17 protein-coding genes are annotated in these 13,905 nt (G+C 68.8%); 5 read left to right on the top strand and 12 right to left on the bottom strand.

Going from position 1 to position 13,905, the window contains the following annotated elements; genetic code table 11:
* Window positions 1–44 precede the first annotated feature (44 nt).
* The 8 genes from ACI2L1_RS41850 to ACI2L1_RS41885 all read right to left on the bottom strand — a co-directional run bounded on the left by ACI2L1_RS41850 (window position 45) and on the right by ACI2L1_RS41885 (window position 6,633).
* Window positions 45–377: a metal-sulfur cluster assembly factor gene (locus ACI2L1_RS41850; protein ID WP_362665776.1), complete on the bottom strand. Its 333-nt coding sequence runs from the start codon at window positions 375–377 to the stop codon at window positions 45–47.
* Window positions 374–838, bottom strand: coding sequence for a Fe-S cluster assembly sulfur transfer protein SufU (sufU, locus tag ACI2L1_RS41855; RefSeq protein ID WP_404744715.1), 465 nt, complete (start codon window positions 836–838; stop codon window positions 374–376). Before sufU ends, ACI2L1_RS41850 begins: the two co-directional genes overlap by 4 nt.
* Before the next feature lie 9 nt (window positions 839–847).
* Complete coding sequence (locus tag ACI2L1_RS41860) at window positions 848–2,104, bottom strand: cysteine desulfurase (protein ID WP_404744716.1); 1,257 nt, start codon at window positions 2,102–2,104, stop codon at window positions 848–850.
* Window positions 2,101–2,865: a Fe-S cluster assembly ATPase SufC gene (gene sufC / locus ACI2L1_RS41865; RefSeq protein WP_404744717.1), complete on the bottom strand. Its 765-nt coding sequence runs from the start codon at window positions 2,863–2,865 to the stop codon at window positions 2,101–2,103. Before sufC ends, ACI2L1_RS41860 begins: the two co-directional genes overlap by 4 nt.
* Before the next feature lie 7 nt (window positions 2,866–2,872).
* Window positions 2,873–3,190, bottom strand: a complete 318-nt coding sequence (locus ACI2L1_RS41870; RefSeq protein ID WP_031057580.1) for a non-heme iron oxygenase ferredoxin subunit — start codon at window positions 3,188–3,190, stop codon at window positions 2,873–2,875.
* Complete coding sequence (gene sufD / locus ACI2L1_RS41875) at window positions 3,190–4,407, bottom strand: Fe-S cluster assembly protein SufD (RefSeq protein ID WP_404744718.1); 1,218 nt, start codon at window positions 4,405–4,407, stop codon at window positions 3,190–3,192. Before sufD ends, ACI2L1_RS41870 begins: the two co-directional genes overlap by 1 nt.
* A gap of 61 nt (window positions 4,408–4,468) precedes the next feature.
* Entirely contained in the window at window positions 4,469–5,893 is a 1,425-nt protein-coding gene (gene sufB / locus ACI2L1_RS41880) for a Fe-S cluster assembly protein SufB (protein ID WP_404744719.1), read from the bottom strand.
* Window positions 5,890–6,633 carry a helix-turn-helix transcriptional regulator gene (locus tag ACI2L1_RS41885; RefSeq protein ID WP_404744720.1) on the bottom strand — a complete coding sequence of 248 codons (744 nt, stop codon included), beginning with the start codon at window positions 6,631–6,633 and terminating at the stop codon, window positions 5,890–5,892. The genes sufB and ACI2L1_RS41885 overlap by 4 nt, the downstream gene beginning before the upstream one ends.
* 161 nt (window positions 6,634–6,794) lie before the next feature.
* Here ACI2L1_RS41885 and ACI2L1_RS41890 point away from each other — a divergent pair, with 161 nt between their 5' ends.
* The 4 genes from ACI2L1_RS41890 to ACI2L1_RS41905 are packed head-to-tail and all read left to right on the top strand — an operon-like array spanning window position 6,795 to window position 10,445.
* Window positions 6,795–7,676 carry an aminoglycoside N(3)-acetyltransferase gene (locus ACI2L1_RS41890; protein ID WP_404744721.1) on the top strand — a complete coding sequence of 294 codons (882 nt, stop codon included), beginning with the start codon at window positions 6,795–6,797 and terminating at the stop codon, window positions 7,674–7,676.
* A 10-nt stretch (window positions 7,677–7,686) separates the two neighbouring features.
* The gene (locus ACI2L1_RS41895) at window positions 7,687–8,610 is read left to right on the top strand and encodes an ABC transporter ATP-binding protein (RefSeq protein WP_404744722.1); all 924 of its coding nucleotides are present in this window, start codon (window positions 7,687–7,689) and stop codon (window positions 8,608–8,610) included.
* Window positions 8,611–8,657: 47 nt separating this feature from the next.
* Entirely contained in the window at window positions 8,658–9,374 is a 717-nt protein-coding gene (locus ACI2L1_RS41900) for an ABC transporter permease (protein ID WP_404744730.1), read from the top strand.
* Window positions 9,375–9,431: 57 nt separating this feature from the next.
* The gene (locus ACI2L1_RS41905) at window positions 9,432–10,445 is read left to right on the top strand and encodes a heme A synthase (protein WP_404744723.1); all 1,014 of its coding nucleotides are present in this window, start codon (window positions 9,432–9,434) and stop codon (window positions 10,443–10,445) included.
* Here the strand turns inward: ACI2L1_RS41905 and ACI2L1_RS41910 are convergent.
* From ACI2L1_RS41910 to ACI2L1_RS41925, 4 genes are all read right to left on the bottom strand, one after another.
* Window positions 10,400–10,579, bottom strand: a complete 180-nt coding sequence (locus tag ACI2L1_RS41910) for a hypothetical protein (RefSeq protein WP_404744724.1) — start codon at window positions 10,577–10,579, stop codon at window positions 10,400–10,402. The two genes, ACI2L1_RS41905 and ACI2L1_RS41910, sit on opposite strands and share 46 nt — an antisense overlap.
* A 139-nt stretch (window positions 10,580–10,718) precedes the next feature.
* Complete coding sequence (locus tag ACI2L1_RS41915; protein WP_404744725.1) at window positions 10,719–11,825, bottom strand: amidohydrolase family protein; 1,107 nt, start codon at window positions 11,823–11,825, stop codon at window positions 10,719–10,721.
* A gap of 205 nt (window positions 11,826–12,030) precedes the next feature.
* Window positions 12,031–12,363 (bottom strand): hypothetical protein, encoded by a 333-nt coding sequence (locus ACI2L1_RS41920; RefSeq protein ID WP_404744726.1) that lies wholly within the window; start codon window positions 12,361–12,363, stop codon window positions 12,031–12,033.
* 44 nt (window positions 12,364–12,407) lie between these two features.
* Window positions 12,408–13,394, bottom strand: a complete 987-nt coding sequence (locus tag ACI2L1_RS41925; protein WP_404744727.1) for a heme o synthase — start codon at window positions 13,392–13,394, stop codon at window positions 12,408–12,410.
* Between the two features lie 353 nt (window positions 13,395–13,747).
* On the opposite strand from ACI2L1_RS41925, the gene ACI2L1_RS41930 reads away from it, so the two are divergent.
* Window positions 13,748–13,905: hypothetical protein (locus tag ACI2L1_RS41930; RefSeq protein WP_159054418.1), on the top strand; the 158-nt coding region annotated here is incomplete at its 3' end.

The following is a 13,905-nucleotide window of genomic DNA, read 5'->3' on the forward strand; positions in this document are numbered from 1 at the left end:
GCGGCACACGGCCACGGCCCCCTCGGCTCGACGATCCGGCTCCGTCAGACGTTGAAGCCCAACGCCCGGAGCTGCTCCCGGCCGTCGTCCGTGATCTTGTCCGGGCCCCACGGCGGCATCCACACCCAGTTGATGCGGAGTTCGCTGACGAGGCCGTCCGTGGCGGACTTGGCCTGGTCCTCGATGACGTCCGTGAGGGGACAGGCGGCCGAGGTCAGGGTCATGTCGATCGTCGCGATGTTCGCGTCGTCGACGTGGATGCCGTAGATCAGCCCCAGGTTGACGACATCGATGCCCAGCTCGGGGTCGACGACGTCGTACAGGGCCTCGCGGAGCTCTTCCTCCGAGGCCGGCTTCATCTCAACGGTCTCGCTCATGCCGTCTTCCTTTCGGCTTCGGCGCCCAGCGCCTGGGCCGTCGCGTCCTTCCACGCCATCCAGCTGAGGAGGGCGCACTTGACCCGGGCCGGGTACTTGGAGACACCGGCGAACGCGACCGCGTCCTCCAGCACCTCCTCCATCGCGTCGTCGGGCTCGATCCTGCCCTTGGACTGCATCAGCTCCAGGAAGGTCTCCTGGATCTTCTGCGCCTCCGACAGGTCCTTGCCGACCAAAAGGTCGTTCAGCACGGAGGCCGAAGCCTGGCTGATCGAGCAGCCCTGGCCCTCGTACGAGACGTCCTCGATCCTCGTGCCGTCGTACTTCACACGAAGGGTGATCTCGTCACCGCACGTGGGGTTCACGTGGTGCACCTCGGCGTCGCCGTCCCTCAGACCACGCCCGTGCGGGTGCTTGTAGTGGTCCAGGATGACTTCCTGGTACATCGAATCCAGCTTCACGACAGCCTCTCAGCCGAAGAAGTTCCGTACGTGCTCCAGACCGTCGACCAACGCGTCGATCTCGGCCGGCGTGGAGTACAGATAGAACGACGCTCGCGTGGTCGCGGGAATTCCGTACCGGAGGCAGACCGGCCGCGCGCAGTGGTGGCCGACCCGGACCGCGATGCCCTGTTCGTCGAGGACCTGGCCCACGTCGTGCGGGTGGATGTCGCCGAGCGTGAAGGAGATCGCCGCGCCCCGGTCCTCGGCCGTGGTCGGGCCGATGATCCGGAGATCCGGGACCGCCTGCAGACGCTGGACCGCGTACTCGGTCAGCGCGTGCTCATGGGCGAGGACCTTGTCCATGCCGATCGACGACAGGTAGTCGATCGCCGCGCCCAGACCGACCGCCTGCGCGATCGGCGGGGTGCCCGCCTCGAACTTGTGCGGGGCGGGAGCGTAGGTCGACGAGTGCATCGACACGGTCTCGATCATCTCGCCGCCGCCGAGGAACGGGGGCAGGTCCTCCAGGAGTTCCTGCCGGCCCCACAGCACGCCGATGCCCGTCGGGCCGCACATCTTGTGCCCGGTGAAGGCCACGAAGTCGGCCTGGAGGGCCTGGACGTCGACCGGCATGTGCGGCGCGGCCTGCGAGGCGTCGATGCAGACGAGCGCGCCGACCTCCTGCGCCCGGCGCACTATCGCCTCGACCGGGTTGACCGTACCGAGGATGTTGGACACCAGCACGAAGGAGACGATCTTCGTCTTCTCGGTGATGATCTCGTCGATGTTGGAGAGGTCGAGACGGCCGTCGTCGGTCAGGCCGAACCACTTCAGCTTCGCACCCGTGCGCTGCGCGAGCAGCTGCCACGGCACGATGTTGGAGTGGTGCTCCATCTCCGTGATGACGATCTCGGTCTCGGAGTCCACACGGTAGGGCTCGTCGGCCCAGCCCAGCATGTTGGCGACGAGGTTGAGCGACTCGGAGGCGTTCTTGGTGAAGATCACCTCGTCCCGCGAGGGCGCGTTGATGAACTCGGCGACCTTGTCGCGCGCGCCCTCGTACAGCGCCGTGGCCTCCTCGGCGAGCACATGCACACCGCGGTGGACGTTGGCGTTGTAGCGCTCGTAGTACTCGCTCAGGGCGTCCAGCACCTGGCGCGGCTTCTGCGAGGTCGCCGCGTTGTCCAGGTAGACGAGCTTCCGGTCGTCGTGGACCAGGCGGTCCAGGATGGGGAAGTCCTTGCGGATCGCCTCTGTGTCGAGGAGGCCCGGCAGCTGTGTCACTCGGATGCGCCACCCTTCGTGTAAGCCTCGTAGCCCTCGTTCTCCAGCTTGTCGGCGAGCTCGGCACCGCCGGACTCGACGATCTTGCCGCCTGCGAAGACGTGGACGTAGTCGGGCTTGATGTAGCGCAGGATGCGCGTGTAGTGCGTGATCAGCAGGGTGCCGACCTCGCCGGTCTCACGGACGCGGTTGACGCCCTCGGAGACCACCCGGAGCGCGTCGACGTCCAGACCGGAGTCCGTCTCGTCGAGGATCGCGATCTTCGGCTTGAGCAGCTCCAGCTGGAGGATCTCGTGGCGCTTCTTCTCACCGCCGGAGAAGCCCTCGTTGACGTTGCGCTCGGCGAAGGCGGGGTCCATGTTGAGGCGCTCCATGGTCTCCTTGACCTCCTTCACCCAGGTGCGCAGCTTGGGGGCCTCGCCGCGGATGGCGGTGGCGGAGGTACGGAGGAAGTTCGACACGGACACGCCGGGAACCTCGACGGGGTACTGCATGGCCAGGAACAGGCCCGCGCGGGCGCGCTCGTCGACGGACATCTCCAGGACGTCCTCGCCGTCGAGGGTGACGGTGCCGCCGGTGATGGTGTACTTCGGGTGACCCGCGAGGGAGTAGGCGAGGGTCGACTTGCCGGAGCCGTTGGGGCCCATGATGGCGTGCGTCTCGCCCTGCTTCACGGTCAGGTCGACACCCTTGAGGATCTCCTTCGTGGCGTTGTCGGCCTCGACGGTGACGTGCAGGTCTCGGATTTCAAGCGTTGCCATGGGTGCCTCAGGACTCCTGGGTGAGGGAGACGAGCACGTCGTCCCCTTCGATCTTTACGGGGTATACGGGGACGGGGCGCGTCGCGGGAAGGCCGGACGGCTTGCCGGTGCGGAGGTCGAAGCTGGAGCCGTGCAGCCAGCACTCGATCTGGCAGTCCTCCACCTCGCCCTCGGAGAGCGAGACGTTCGCGTGCGAGCAGATGTCGTGGATCGCGAACACCTCCCCCTCGGTCTGCACGACCGAGACCGGCGTGCCGTCGAGTTCCACCCGCTTCGGGGTGTCCTCCTCCAGCTCGCTCAGCCCACAGGCTCGTACGAAGGCCATCAGACAGTGGCCTCCAGCTCCTCGTCGATCTTCACAAGGAGCCGCTCTTCGATGTCGTCGACACCGATCTGCTGGACCAGCTCCGCGAAGAAGCCGCGGACCACCAGGCGGCGGGCCTCGTCGGCCGGGATGCCGCGGGCCATCAGGTAGAAGAGCTGCTCGTCGTCGAAGCGGCCGGTCGCACTCGCGTGGCCCGCGCCGACGATCTCGCCGGTCTCGATCTCCAGGTTCGGCACTGAGTCGACCCGGGCGCCGTCCGTGAGGACGAGGTTGCGGTTCATCTCGTATGTGTCCGTGCCCTCGGCCTTGGCCTCGATGAGCACGTCACCGATCCACACGGCGTGCGCGTCGTCGCCCTGGAGCGCGCCCTTGTAGGCGACGTTCGACTTGCAGTGCGGGGTGTTGTGGTCGACCAGAAGGCGGTGCTCCTGGTGCTGGCCGGCGTCCGTGAAGTAGAGGCCGAAGAGCTCGGCCTCGCCGCCGGTGCCGGCGTAGGCGACGCGCGGGTGGAGGCGTACGAGGTCGCCGCCGAAGGTGACCACGAACGACTTGAAGGTGGCGTCCCGGCCGATCAGCGCATTGTGCTGGCCCACGTGCACGGCCTTGTCGTCCCAGTCCTGAACGGAGACGACGGTCAGCTTGGCGCCGTCACCGAGGACATAGTCGACGTTGGCCGCGACGACGGCGTCACCGGTGTGGTCGATGACGACGACGGCCTCGGCGAAGGCGCCCAGCTCGATCACCTGGTGGCCGAAGGCGGTACCGCCCTCGCCGTGCACGGCGATCCGGATCGGCTCGGTGAGGACCGTCTCCTTGGGGACGGTGATCACACCGGCCACCTCGAACGCGGAGTACGCCTGGGCGGCGACACGGTCCACGGGGGTGCCCGCCCTGCCGATCCGGGCGTCGTCACGGCCGACGGTCTCGACGGTGACGCCCTCGGGGGCCTGTACGTCCACCTTCACACCGTCGCCGGAGGCGACCGCGGTGCCGTCGTGCAGCCCGCGCAGGCGCTCCAGCGGGGTGAACCGCCACTCCTCCTCGCGGCCGTGCGGGACCGGGAAGTCCGCGACGTCGAAGGAGGGGGGCGCGCTCATGCGCGTGGCGACGGTCGACTCGGCGGCCACCGCGATCGAGCCGGCGGTGGTGGATCCCAGCGGTGGGGGTCCCCCCGCCCGAGCGGATTCGAGGGTGGGGGAGTTCTGAGCCTCAGCCATGGCTGTCGGTGTGCTCTCTTCCTGACTCTTATGGGACTTACGACGGGGTGGGGGCCGGTGACTAACCGACCGCACCCTCCATCTGGAGCTCGATCAGCCGGTTGAGTTCAAGGGCGTACTCCATCGGCAGCTCCTTCGCGATGGGCTCGACGAAGCCGCGCACGATCATGGCCATCGCCTCGAACTCGCTCAGACCGCGGCTCATCAGGTAGAAGAGCTGGTCCTCGGAGACCTTGGAGACGGTCGCCTCGTGGCCCATGGACACGTCGTCCTCGCGGACGTCCACGTAGGGGTACGTGTCGGAGCGGGAGATGGTGTCGACGAGCAGCGCGTCGCACAGCACGTTGGACTTGGAGCCGTGGGCGCCCTCGCCGATCTCGACCAGACCGCGGTACGAGGTACGGCCGCCACCGCGGGCCACCGACTTGGAGACGATGTTGGAGGAGGTGTTCGGCGCCATGTGGACCATCTTGGAGCCGGCGTCCTGGTGCTGGCCCTCGCCCGCGAAGGCGATGGAAAGGGTCTCGCCCTTGGCGTGCTCGCCCATCAGGTAGACGGCCGGGTACTTCATGGTGACCTTGGAGCCGATGTTGCCGTCGATCCACTCCATGGTCGCGCCCTCGTACGCCACGGCGCGCTTGGTGACCAGGTTGTAGACGTTGTTCGACCAGTTCTGGATGGTCGTGTAGCGGCAGCGGGCGTTCTTCTTGACGATGATCTCGACCACGGCGCTGTGCAGCGAGTCCGACTTGTAGATCGGGGCCGTACAACCCTCGACGTAGTGCACGTAGGCACCCTCGTCGACGATGATCAGGGTCCGCTCGAACTGGCCCATGTTCTCGGTGTTGATCCGGAAGTAGGCCTGGAGCGGGATCTCGACGTGCACGCCCTTCGGCACGTAGATGAAGGAACCGCCGGACCACACCGCGGTGTTCAGCGACGCGAACTTGTTGTCGCCGACCGGGATGACGGTGCCGAAGTACTCCTTGAAGAGCTCCGGGTGCTCCTTCAGCGCGGTGTCGGTGTCCAGGAAGATGACGCCCTGCTCCTCCAGGTCCTCGCGGATCTGGTGGTAGACGACCTCGGACTCGTACTGGGCCGCGACACCGGCGACGAGGCGCTGCTTCTCCGCCTCGGGGATGCCGAGCTTGTCGTACGTGTTCTTGATGTCCTCGGGCAGGTCCTCCCAGGACTCCGCCTGCTTCTCCGTGGAACGCACGAAGTACTTGATGTTGTCGAAGTCGATGCCGGAGAGGTCGGAGCCCCAGTTCGGCATGGGCTTCTTGCCGAACAGGCGCAGACCCTTGAGGCGAAGCTTGGTCATCCACTCCGGCTCGGACTTCTTCGCGGAGATGTCCCGGACGACGTCCTCATTGATGCCGCGCTTGGCAGAGGCACCAGCCACGTCGGAGTCGGCCCAGCCGTATTCGTAGTTGCCCAGACCCTCGAGCTCGGGGTGGGCAGTCTCCTCGATGGGGAGTGTCATGCGGGGTTCCTCCCGGCGGTGCTTGCAGATGCGTTATGGGTGTTCTTGGAAATCTTTGGGATGAATGTCGTACAGACGCCGTCACCGTGGGCGATGGTTGCAAGTCGCTGGACGTGCGTCCCGAGCAGCTGCGAGAAGATCTCCGTCTCGGCGTCGCACAGCTGCGGGAACTTCTCCGCGACATGGGCCACCGGGCAGTGGTGCTGGCAGAGCTGCTCGCCGACCGGTGCGCTCCGCGCCGTAGCAGCGTACCCGTCCGCGCTCAGGGCCTTGGCCAGGGCTTCGGTGCGCTCCTCGGGGGCGGCGGCCTCCACGGCCTTGCGGTACGCGGCGGCCTGTTCGGCGATCCTCGCGCGTGCGAAGGCGACGACCGCCTCGTCCCCGCCGAACCGCTCCTGGATCCAGCGCAGGGCGTCCGCGGCGAGCTTGTCGTAGGACTGGTCGAAGGCGTCCCGGCCGCAGTCGGTGAGCGCGAAGACCTTGGCGGGACGGCCGCGCGTCCGCGCGCCGTACACCCGCTGCTCCCGGGCTTCCACGACGTCGTCGGCCACGAGCGCGTCCAGATGACGTCGTACGGCCGCCGGCGTCAGCCCCAGCCGCCCGGCCAACTCGGTGACGGTCGAGGGGCCGTGGTCCAGGATGGATCGCGCGACGCGGTTGCGGGTGGACCGCTCACCGGTCGCGAGCTCCTCCTGAGGGGCCCCCGTGGGGGTTGCCCGAGCCTCGCCGACGTTTTTCACAACGCCATTGTTGCGTAATTCCTCAGGACCGGGCAAGCCGCGTCCCACCCGCCGGACGGTGCCCTGCATCACTTAGGTCCACCTAACCTGACCTGCGCAAACGATCACCGATCGATCAAAGCGGTGGCATTCGGCGTCCCTGTCAGGGACACTCCCGAACCATGCCGAAACCACCTCCCACCGGCCCACTTGTCACCCGCGACACCCTCGCCGGGCAGCTGCGCGAGCTGGGTGTCAAGAGCGGCGAGACCCTCCTCGTGCACTCCTCCCTCAGCGCCCTCGGCTGGGTCTGCGGAGGCCCCGTCGCGGTGGTCCGGGGACTCCTGGACGCCCTCGGCCCGGACGGCACCCTCGTGGTCCCCACCCAGACCGGCGACCTCTCGGACCCGGCGGTGTGGAGCGACCCGCCGGTGCCCGAGGACTGGTGGCCGACGATCCGAACGACCATGCCCGCCTACGACCCCCTCGTCACACCCTCCCGCGGGGTCGGCGTGATACCGGAGACCGTACGCACCTGGCCCGGCGCCCTGCGCAGCGCGCACCCGCAGACCTCCTTCGCGGCGACAGGCCCCCGCGCGCGTGACGTCCTGGACGGACACGCGCCCGACTGCCGGCTCGGCGAGCACAGCCCGCTGGCCCGTCTGGAGGCCCTCCACGCGCGCGTGCTGCTCCTCGGCGCGGGCTACGACACGTGCACGAGCTTCCATCTCGCCGAGTACCGCATCCCGACCCCGCTGGTGAGGGTCGGCCGCCCTGGACCGGACGGCTGGGAGGTGGTCACGGAGGTGTCGATCACCTCCGACCGCTTCGACGAGCTGGGATACGACTTCGAGCGGGACCGGGCCGTCGTCGTACGGGGAAAGGTGGGCGCGGCCGACGTGCGGCTGTTCCCGGTGGCGGACGCCGTGCGGTACGCGGAGCGGTGGCTGACGCTGCACCGCTCACGGGAGGACGAGCTGGGGGACCCCCTGGGCGGAGATCCGGGTGGAGGTCCAGGTGGAGATCCTGCACCCGCCCGACTGCGACCCGGGCGGCGAACCTAGACTCGGGCCCATGCGAAGTGAGCCCGTGGTCCAGGTCCACGCCCTGGTGAAGCGGTACGGCACGAAGACCGCCGTGGACGGCCTCGACCTGGTGGCCCGGGCGGGCGTGACCGCCGTACTCGGGCCCAACGGCGCGGGCAAGACGACGACGGTCGAGACCTGCGAGGGCTACCGGAAGCCGGACTCCGGCACGGTACGGGTCCTGGGCCTCGACCCGGTGCGGCAGGCGCGTGAGCTGCACCCGAGGATCGGTGTGATGCTCCAGTCCGGGGGCGTGTACTCGGGTGCCCGGGCCGACGAGATGCTCAGGCACGTGGCCCGGTTGCACGCGCACCCCCTGGACGTGGACGCGCTGATCGAACGCCTCGGCCTGGGCGGCTGCGGCAGGACGACGTACCGCCGCCTCTCCGGCGGCCAGCAGCAGCGCCTGGCACTTGCGATGGCCGTGGTCGGCCGCCCGGAACTGGTGTTCCTGGACGAGCCGACCGCCGGCCTCGACCCACAGGCCCGGCACGCCACCTGGGACCTGGTCCGAGACCTGCGGACGGACGGTGTCTCGGTCATCCTCACCACGCACCACATGGACGAGGCCGAGCAGCTCGCCGACGACGTGGCGATCATCGACGGCGGCCGGGTCATCGCCCAGGGCACTCCGGAGGAACTGTGCCGCGGCGGCGCCGAGAACACCCTGCGTTTCACGGGCCGACCGGGCCTGGACGTGGGGTCCCTGCTGAAGGCCCTTCCCGCCGACTGCACGGCGGCGGAGCTGACCCCCGGCTCCTACCGGGTCGGCGGCAAGGTCGACCCCCAGCTCCTGGCGACGGTGACGTCGTGGTGCGCACAGCACGGGGTGATGCCGGAGCGGATCTCGGTGGAACGGCACACCCTCGAAGACGTATTCCTGGAGCTGACCGGCAAGGAGCTGCGCTCGTGACTGTGGGTACCTATGCGCCGAAGCCGGGGGCGGCCCCTCTGGGACGCATGATCACGACCCAGGCGGCGCTGGAGACGAAGATGCTCCTGCGCAACGGCGAACAACTGCTGCTGACGGTGGTGATCCCGACCCTGCTCCTGGCCCTCTTCAGCTCGGTGGACATCGTCGACACGGGCGCGGGCGAGCCGGTGGACTTCCTGACCCCCGGCATCCTGGCCCTCGCCGTCATGTCCACGGCCTTCACGGGCCAGGCCATCGCCACCGGCTTCGAACGCCGCTACGGAGTCCTGAAGCGCCTTGCCTCCTCCCCGCTCCCCCGCTGGGCCCTGATGGCGGCGAAGACGGCGTCGGTCCTGGTCACGGAGATCCTGCAAGTGCTGTTGCTGACAGCGATCGCCTTCGCCCTGGGCTGGTCACCGCACGGAAACCCCCTGTCCGTCCTGCTCCTGCTCGTCCTGGGCACGGCGGCCTTCTCGGGCCTTGGCCTGCTGATGGCCGGCACGTTGAAGGCAGAGGCGACCCTCGCGGCCGCGAACCTGGTGTTCCTGCTGTTGCTGATCGGCGGCGGGGTCATCGTCCCCCTGGACAAGTTCCCCCAGGGCGCCCAGGACGTCCTCGGCCTGCTGCCGATCTCGGCGCTGTCGGACGGACTGCGGGATGTGCTGCAGCACGGAGGTGGGGTGCCGTGGGCGGATCTGGGGATTCTGGCGGTGTGGGCGGTTGTGGGGCTGGCTGCGGCGGGGCGGTTCTTCCGCTGGGAGTAGGCGTGGGATCGGGGGCCCTCGTGAACGCGTGCACAAGCGGCCCCCTACGATGGACCCGTGCCAAAGCTGACCCCCGCCGACGCCCGAGCCGCCGTGCGCAACCCCCTCGCCTTCATCGCCGCGCGCTGGACCCCCACCCCCCGCACGGTCCGGCGAGCAGCGCTCTCCGCCGTTGTGATGGCGGTGGTCATCGTGGTCACCGGTGGGGCCGTGCGGCTCACCGGGTCCGGGCTCGGGTGTCCGACCTGGCCCAAGTGCACGGACGACTCGCTGACCGCGACCAGCGCGATGGGCTTCCACGGTGCCATCGAGTTCGGCAACCGGATGCTGACGTACGTGCTGTGTGCGGCCGTCGGGTGGGCGATCATCGCCGCGCGTTCCGAGAAGCCGTACCGACGCCAGCTGACTCGGCTGGGCTGGGCGCAGTTCTGGATCGTGATGAGCAACGCGATCCTCGGCGGCATCGTCGTCCTCGTGGGTCTCAACCCGTACACCGTCGCGGCGCACTTCGTGGCCACGACGGCCCTGATCACGGTCGCCACGGTGATGTGGCAGCGCACCCGCGAGGGCGACACGGCACCCCGCCCGCTGGTCGGCAAGCCGGTCCAGCAGCTGGTGTGGTTCATGGTCGCGGCCGCCGCCCTGCTGATCCTCGTCGGCACCGTGGTGACCGGCGCCGGACCGCACGCCGGCGACTCCAGCGAGGTCGAGCGGATGCCGCTGGACTGGGAGACCGTGAGCAAGGTGCACGCGGTCCTGGCCTGGATCGTGGTGTCGCTGACCTTCGCCCTGTGGTTCATCCTCAAGGCGGTCGACGCCCCCAAGGGCCCCCTGCACCGCACCCGCGACCTCTTCCTGGTCCTCCTCTCCCAGGGCGTCATCGGCTACGTCCAGTACTTCACCGACCTTCCCGAGTTCCTGGTCGGCCTCCACATGCTGGGCTCGGCCCTGGTGTGGATCGCGGTGCTCCGGGTCCTGCTGGCCCTGCGGGAGCGGCCCGAGGGCGAGCTGCCCGAGGTGCCCGCTCAGCCGTACGCCGCCACGAGCTCGTCGATCGCCGGGCCCAGGTAGCTCCGGGTCAGCGCCGCCCTGTCCTCGACCCCGAGGACGACGGTGGACACAGGCACGCCGTAGCGGCGCCCACGGATGTCCGCCACGACCTCCACGCGGCCGGTCAGCCCGGTGACCCGGCGTGAGCTGCACACAGTTCCGCATGCGCCCAGGTGAGATGGCGCCGGCCAAGGTCGGCCGAAGGGGTCAGATACGTGCAGTGCAGCGCGGGGCCAGCCCGGCGAGAAAGCGGTGCAGTAATGCATCGGTCTGCATGAAGCCTTCCTGTACAGCTCACTCCAGCCCGTAGACCCTCCGCGCGTTCCCCGCCGCGATCAGCCCCGCCACCCGCTGCGCGTCCGTCAGTGACCAGGCCCCCTCCACGACCCAGCCGCCCAGCACCCGGGCCAACGCCTCGCGGAACAGACGAGCGCCCACCACATGCAGTTCGGGCACGCTGTGGGCGCCGCTGGAGAAAACGATCTTGCCGAAGGGAGCCAATTCCAGGATCTCCGCGAGGACGGTGGCCGCCCGAGCGCCGGTGCGGACGAGGGCGGCGCCGGAGTCGGCGTAGACATGTGGGAAGACCCCGGCGAGGTGGGCGGCATGCCGGTGATAGGGGTAGCTGTGCAGCAGGACGAGGTCGGTGCCGAGGCCGGCGGTGGCACGGACGAAGTCGGTGAGCAGCACGGGGTCGGTGCGGTCGATACGCAGGCCCGGTTCGCCGAGCCCGGCGTGCAGTTGGAGGGGCAGCCCGGAGGCCACCGCGATCCACAGCACGTGTCGTAGGAGAACGGGATCGGACAGCTCGCCGCCCACCCGGCGGCCCGCCAGCCACCGCCCGGCAGCGCCCCGCACCTCTCCCGGCCCCGGTGGCTCGGGCGCGAGCGCGAGACCGTGCCGTACGCCCGCCACCGAGGTGAAGGCGACGGCGTCGCCGGCGGCCCCGTGCACCGATTCGGCGAGGTTGGCGAGGAAGGACTCGACGGTGCCGGAGGTGTCGGCGACCTGTTCGGCGAGGAGTTCCAGTCGTACGATCTCGCGGGCCTCGGCGGCCGCGGCGGAGGCCAGCTCGGTGGGCCCGGTGAGGTCGCCTGGCAGCCCCGTGTCGACCAGATAGGTCGTGATGCCGCTGCCGCGCAGCAGCCTGCGGCCCGCTTCCAGTACGCCCAGTTCACGGCGCCGGGCCAGATAGCGGGAGGGCGGACAGTGCGGTTCCAGGCCGAGTAAGGGCGGGCACCAGCGTCGTACGGCGAAACCCGTCTGGGTGTCGAACAGCGTGGTCCCCGCGGCGGGCGGGCCCTCGGTTCGGGCCAGCTGTGCCTCGAAGGTGCCGAGGCCCAGCTCCGTGCGCAGTACGCCGTGGCAGTACTGGTCCACGAGGGACGGCGTTTCGATCATCCGGGCTCCCCGTACGTGGACCGTGTCGCTACTCACGGGTCCTAACGGGTGAACCGGGCGTCAGGTGTTGCTGTCACACACCCGTGCGAAACGCTCCGCGAGTTGAGCCGTTTCGCCCGCGGTGGGACGGCACAGGCCTTCGCGCGACTGCGGGTCCGTCATGGCTGATCGCGCCGTTCCCCGCGCCCCTTTGGGGCGTGGTTGATCAGCCGTTACTCGGTCCGCCGAGCTGGATGCCCGCCATTCGGCTCCACTCGTACGGCCCCGTCTTCACCTTGGCCGCGAACTCGCCGTCGAAGTCCTCGTGGACCGTGATGCCGGACTTCTCGACGGCCTTCTCGGCGATCTCGTACGAGGGGGCCACCAGGTCGCCCCAGCCGCCGTCCTCGCCCACGAGGACGATCCGGGCACCGCGCTCACCGATGTAGGCCAACTGACCCTCGGCGCCGCCGTGCTCCCTGGAGAAGGCGCTGATCTGCTTGGCGAGCCGGGCGACCTTGCGCTCGGCCTTCGCGTCAACCTGCTGCGTGTCTGCCATGACCAGGATGCTACCGACCAGTAGAGACGGCTGCGACGTGACCCTTACCTCAGGAAGGGATCCACCGCGACCGCGAGGAACAGGATCGACACATAGGTGATCGACCAGTGGAACAGCCGCATCTCCTTGAGCTTCGCCCCCGTCACCTCGGCCCTGGCACGGTTCTGCAGCCCATGCGCCTCCCACAGCCAGAAGCCGCCGGCGAGCAGCGCGACCGCCGTGTAGAACCAGCCGGTGTAGCCGAGCGGGGTCAGCAGCAGCGAGACCGCGACCATCACCCAGCTGTAGATGACGATCTGCTTGGCGACCACCTTGTTGGACGCGACGACCGGCAGCATCGGCACGCCCACGCGCGCGTAGTCCTCGCGCACCTTCATGGACAGCGGCCAGTAGTGCGGCGGCGTCCAGAAGAACATGACGAGGAAGAGGACGATCGGCGCCCACGACATGGAGTTCGTGACCGACGACCAGCCGATCAGCACCGGCAGGCAGCCGGCGATGCCGCCCCACACGATGTTCTGCGAGGTACGCCGCTTGAGGATCATCGTGTAGACGACGACGTAGAAGAGCAGCGCTCCGAGCGACAGCCAGGCGGACAGCCAGTTGACGGCGAGACCGAACAGCAGCGTCGAGACGACCGCCAGCGTGATGCCGAAGGCCAGGCACTCGCGCGGCGACACCATGCCGGTCACCAGTGGACGCTGCGAGGTGCGGTCCATGAGCGCGTCGATGTCACGGTCGAGGTACATGTTCAGCGCGTTGGCGCCGCCCGCCGAGAGGTAACCGCCGACACAGGTGAGCAGCACCAGCTTCAGGTCCGGCACACCTTGCTGCGCCAGGAACATCACCGGCACGGTGGTGATGAGCAGCAACTCGATGATCCGAGGCTTGGTCAGCGCCACGAACGCCTTGACACGGGCCCCGAACGGCCGGTGAACCGGGCTCTGGCTCGCACCGAGCACACCCTCCCCCAGAGCCTTAACGGCCTGGGAGGTGCCCCCAGGACGGGATTCGACGGCCGTCACGCACACCCCTACAGAGACATCCCAGCAAGCCTCGGCCGTGTGAAGTCCCGGTAAAGGCCCGCGCGTACCACGCCACTGTAGACGTTGCCCATACCCCGGCATTCGCGGGGGTCGGGTCGTGTCCGAGGACGCTCGCGGAAGAGCTCAGCGTCACTCTGTTGAGCACGCGGACGAGCGGCTGCGTATTCAGTTGCCGAATGCGATCCGGGCCAGTGGGGAGGCGGATCACCGACACTCCCGGCAGTCTGGAATGACTCGAAAAAACGCACGTACTTGCGGGGGTAGGCTCGACAACGGCCGGGCGTCCCGTGCACCGGCATTCGACATGCGTGACATGTGGAGAGGAGCCCTGACCCAGGGTGAGCACCAAGCCGACCACCACAGACCTCGAGTGGACCGAGTTGGACCAGCGGGCGGTGGACACCGCTCGCGTCCTGGCCGCCGACGCCGTACAGAAGGTCGGTAACGGCCATCCGGGTACGGCGATGAGCCTGGCTCCGGCCGCTTACACCCTCTT

Origin of the sequence: Streptomyces sp. NPDC019531 (assembly GCF_044903305.1) — a bacterium.
In the GTDB taxonomy this organism is placed as follows: domain Bacteria; phylum Actinomycetota; class Actinomycetes; order Streptomycetales; family Streptomycetaceae; genus Streptomyces.

Bases quoted from the DNA above. Each gene is read 5' to 3' on its own strand.
- ACI2L1_RS41870 (WP_031057580.1), bottom strand. From the start codon at position 3,190: ATGGCCTTCGTACGAGCCTGTGGGCTGAGCGAGCTGGAGGAGGACACC.
- ACI2L1_RS41920 (WP_404744726.1), bottom strand. From the start codon at position 12,363: ATGGCAGACACGCAGCAGGTTGACGCGAAGGCCGAGCGCAAGGTCGCC.
- ACI2L1_RS41915 (WP_404744725.1), bottom strand. From the start codon at position 11,825: ATGATCGAAACGCCGTCCCTCGTGGACCAGTACTGCCACGGCGTACTG.
- ACI2L1_RS41900 (WP_404744730.1), top strand. From the start codon at position 8,658: ATGATCACGACCCAGGCGGCGCTGGAGACGAAGATGCTCCTGCGCAAC.
- sufB (WP_404744719.1), bottom strand. From the start codon at position 5,893: ATGACACTCCCCATCGAGGAGACTGCCCACCCCGAGCTCGAGGGTCTG.
- ACI2L1_RS41895 (WP_404744722.1), top strand. From the start codon at position 7,687: ATGCGAAGTGAGCCCGTGGTCCAGGTCCACGCCCTGGTGAAGCGGTAC.
- sufD (WP_404744718.1), bottom strand. From the start codon at position 4,407: ATGGCTGAGGCTCAGAACTCCCCCACCCTCGAATCCGCTCGGGCGGGG.
- sufC (WP_404744717.1), bottom strand. From the start codon at position 2,865: ATGGCAACGCTTGAAATCCGAGACCTGCACGTCACCGTCGAGGCCGAC.
- ACI2L1_RS41850 (WP_362665776.1), bottom strand. From the start codon at position 377: ATGAGCGAGACCGTTGAGATGAAGCCGGCCTCGGAGGAAGAGCTCCGC.
- ACI2L1_RS41890 (WP_404744721.1), top strand. From the start codon at position 6,795: ATGCCGAAACCACCTCCCACCGGCCCACTTGTCACCCGCGACACCCTC.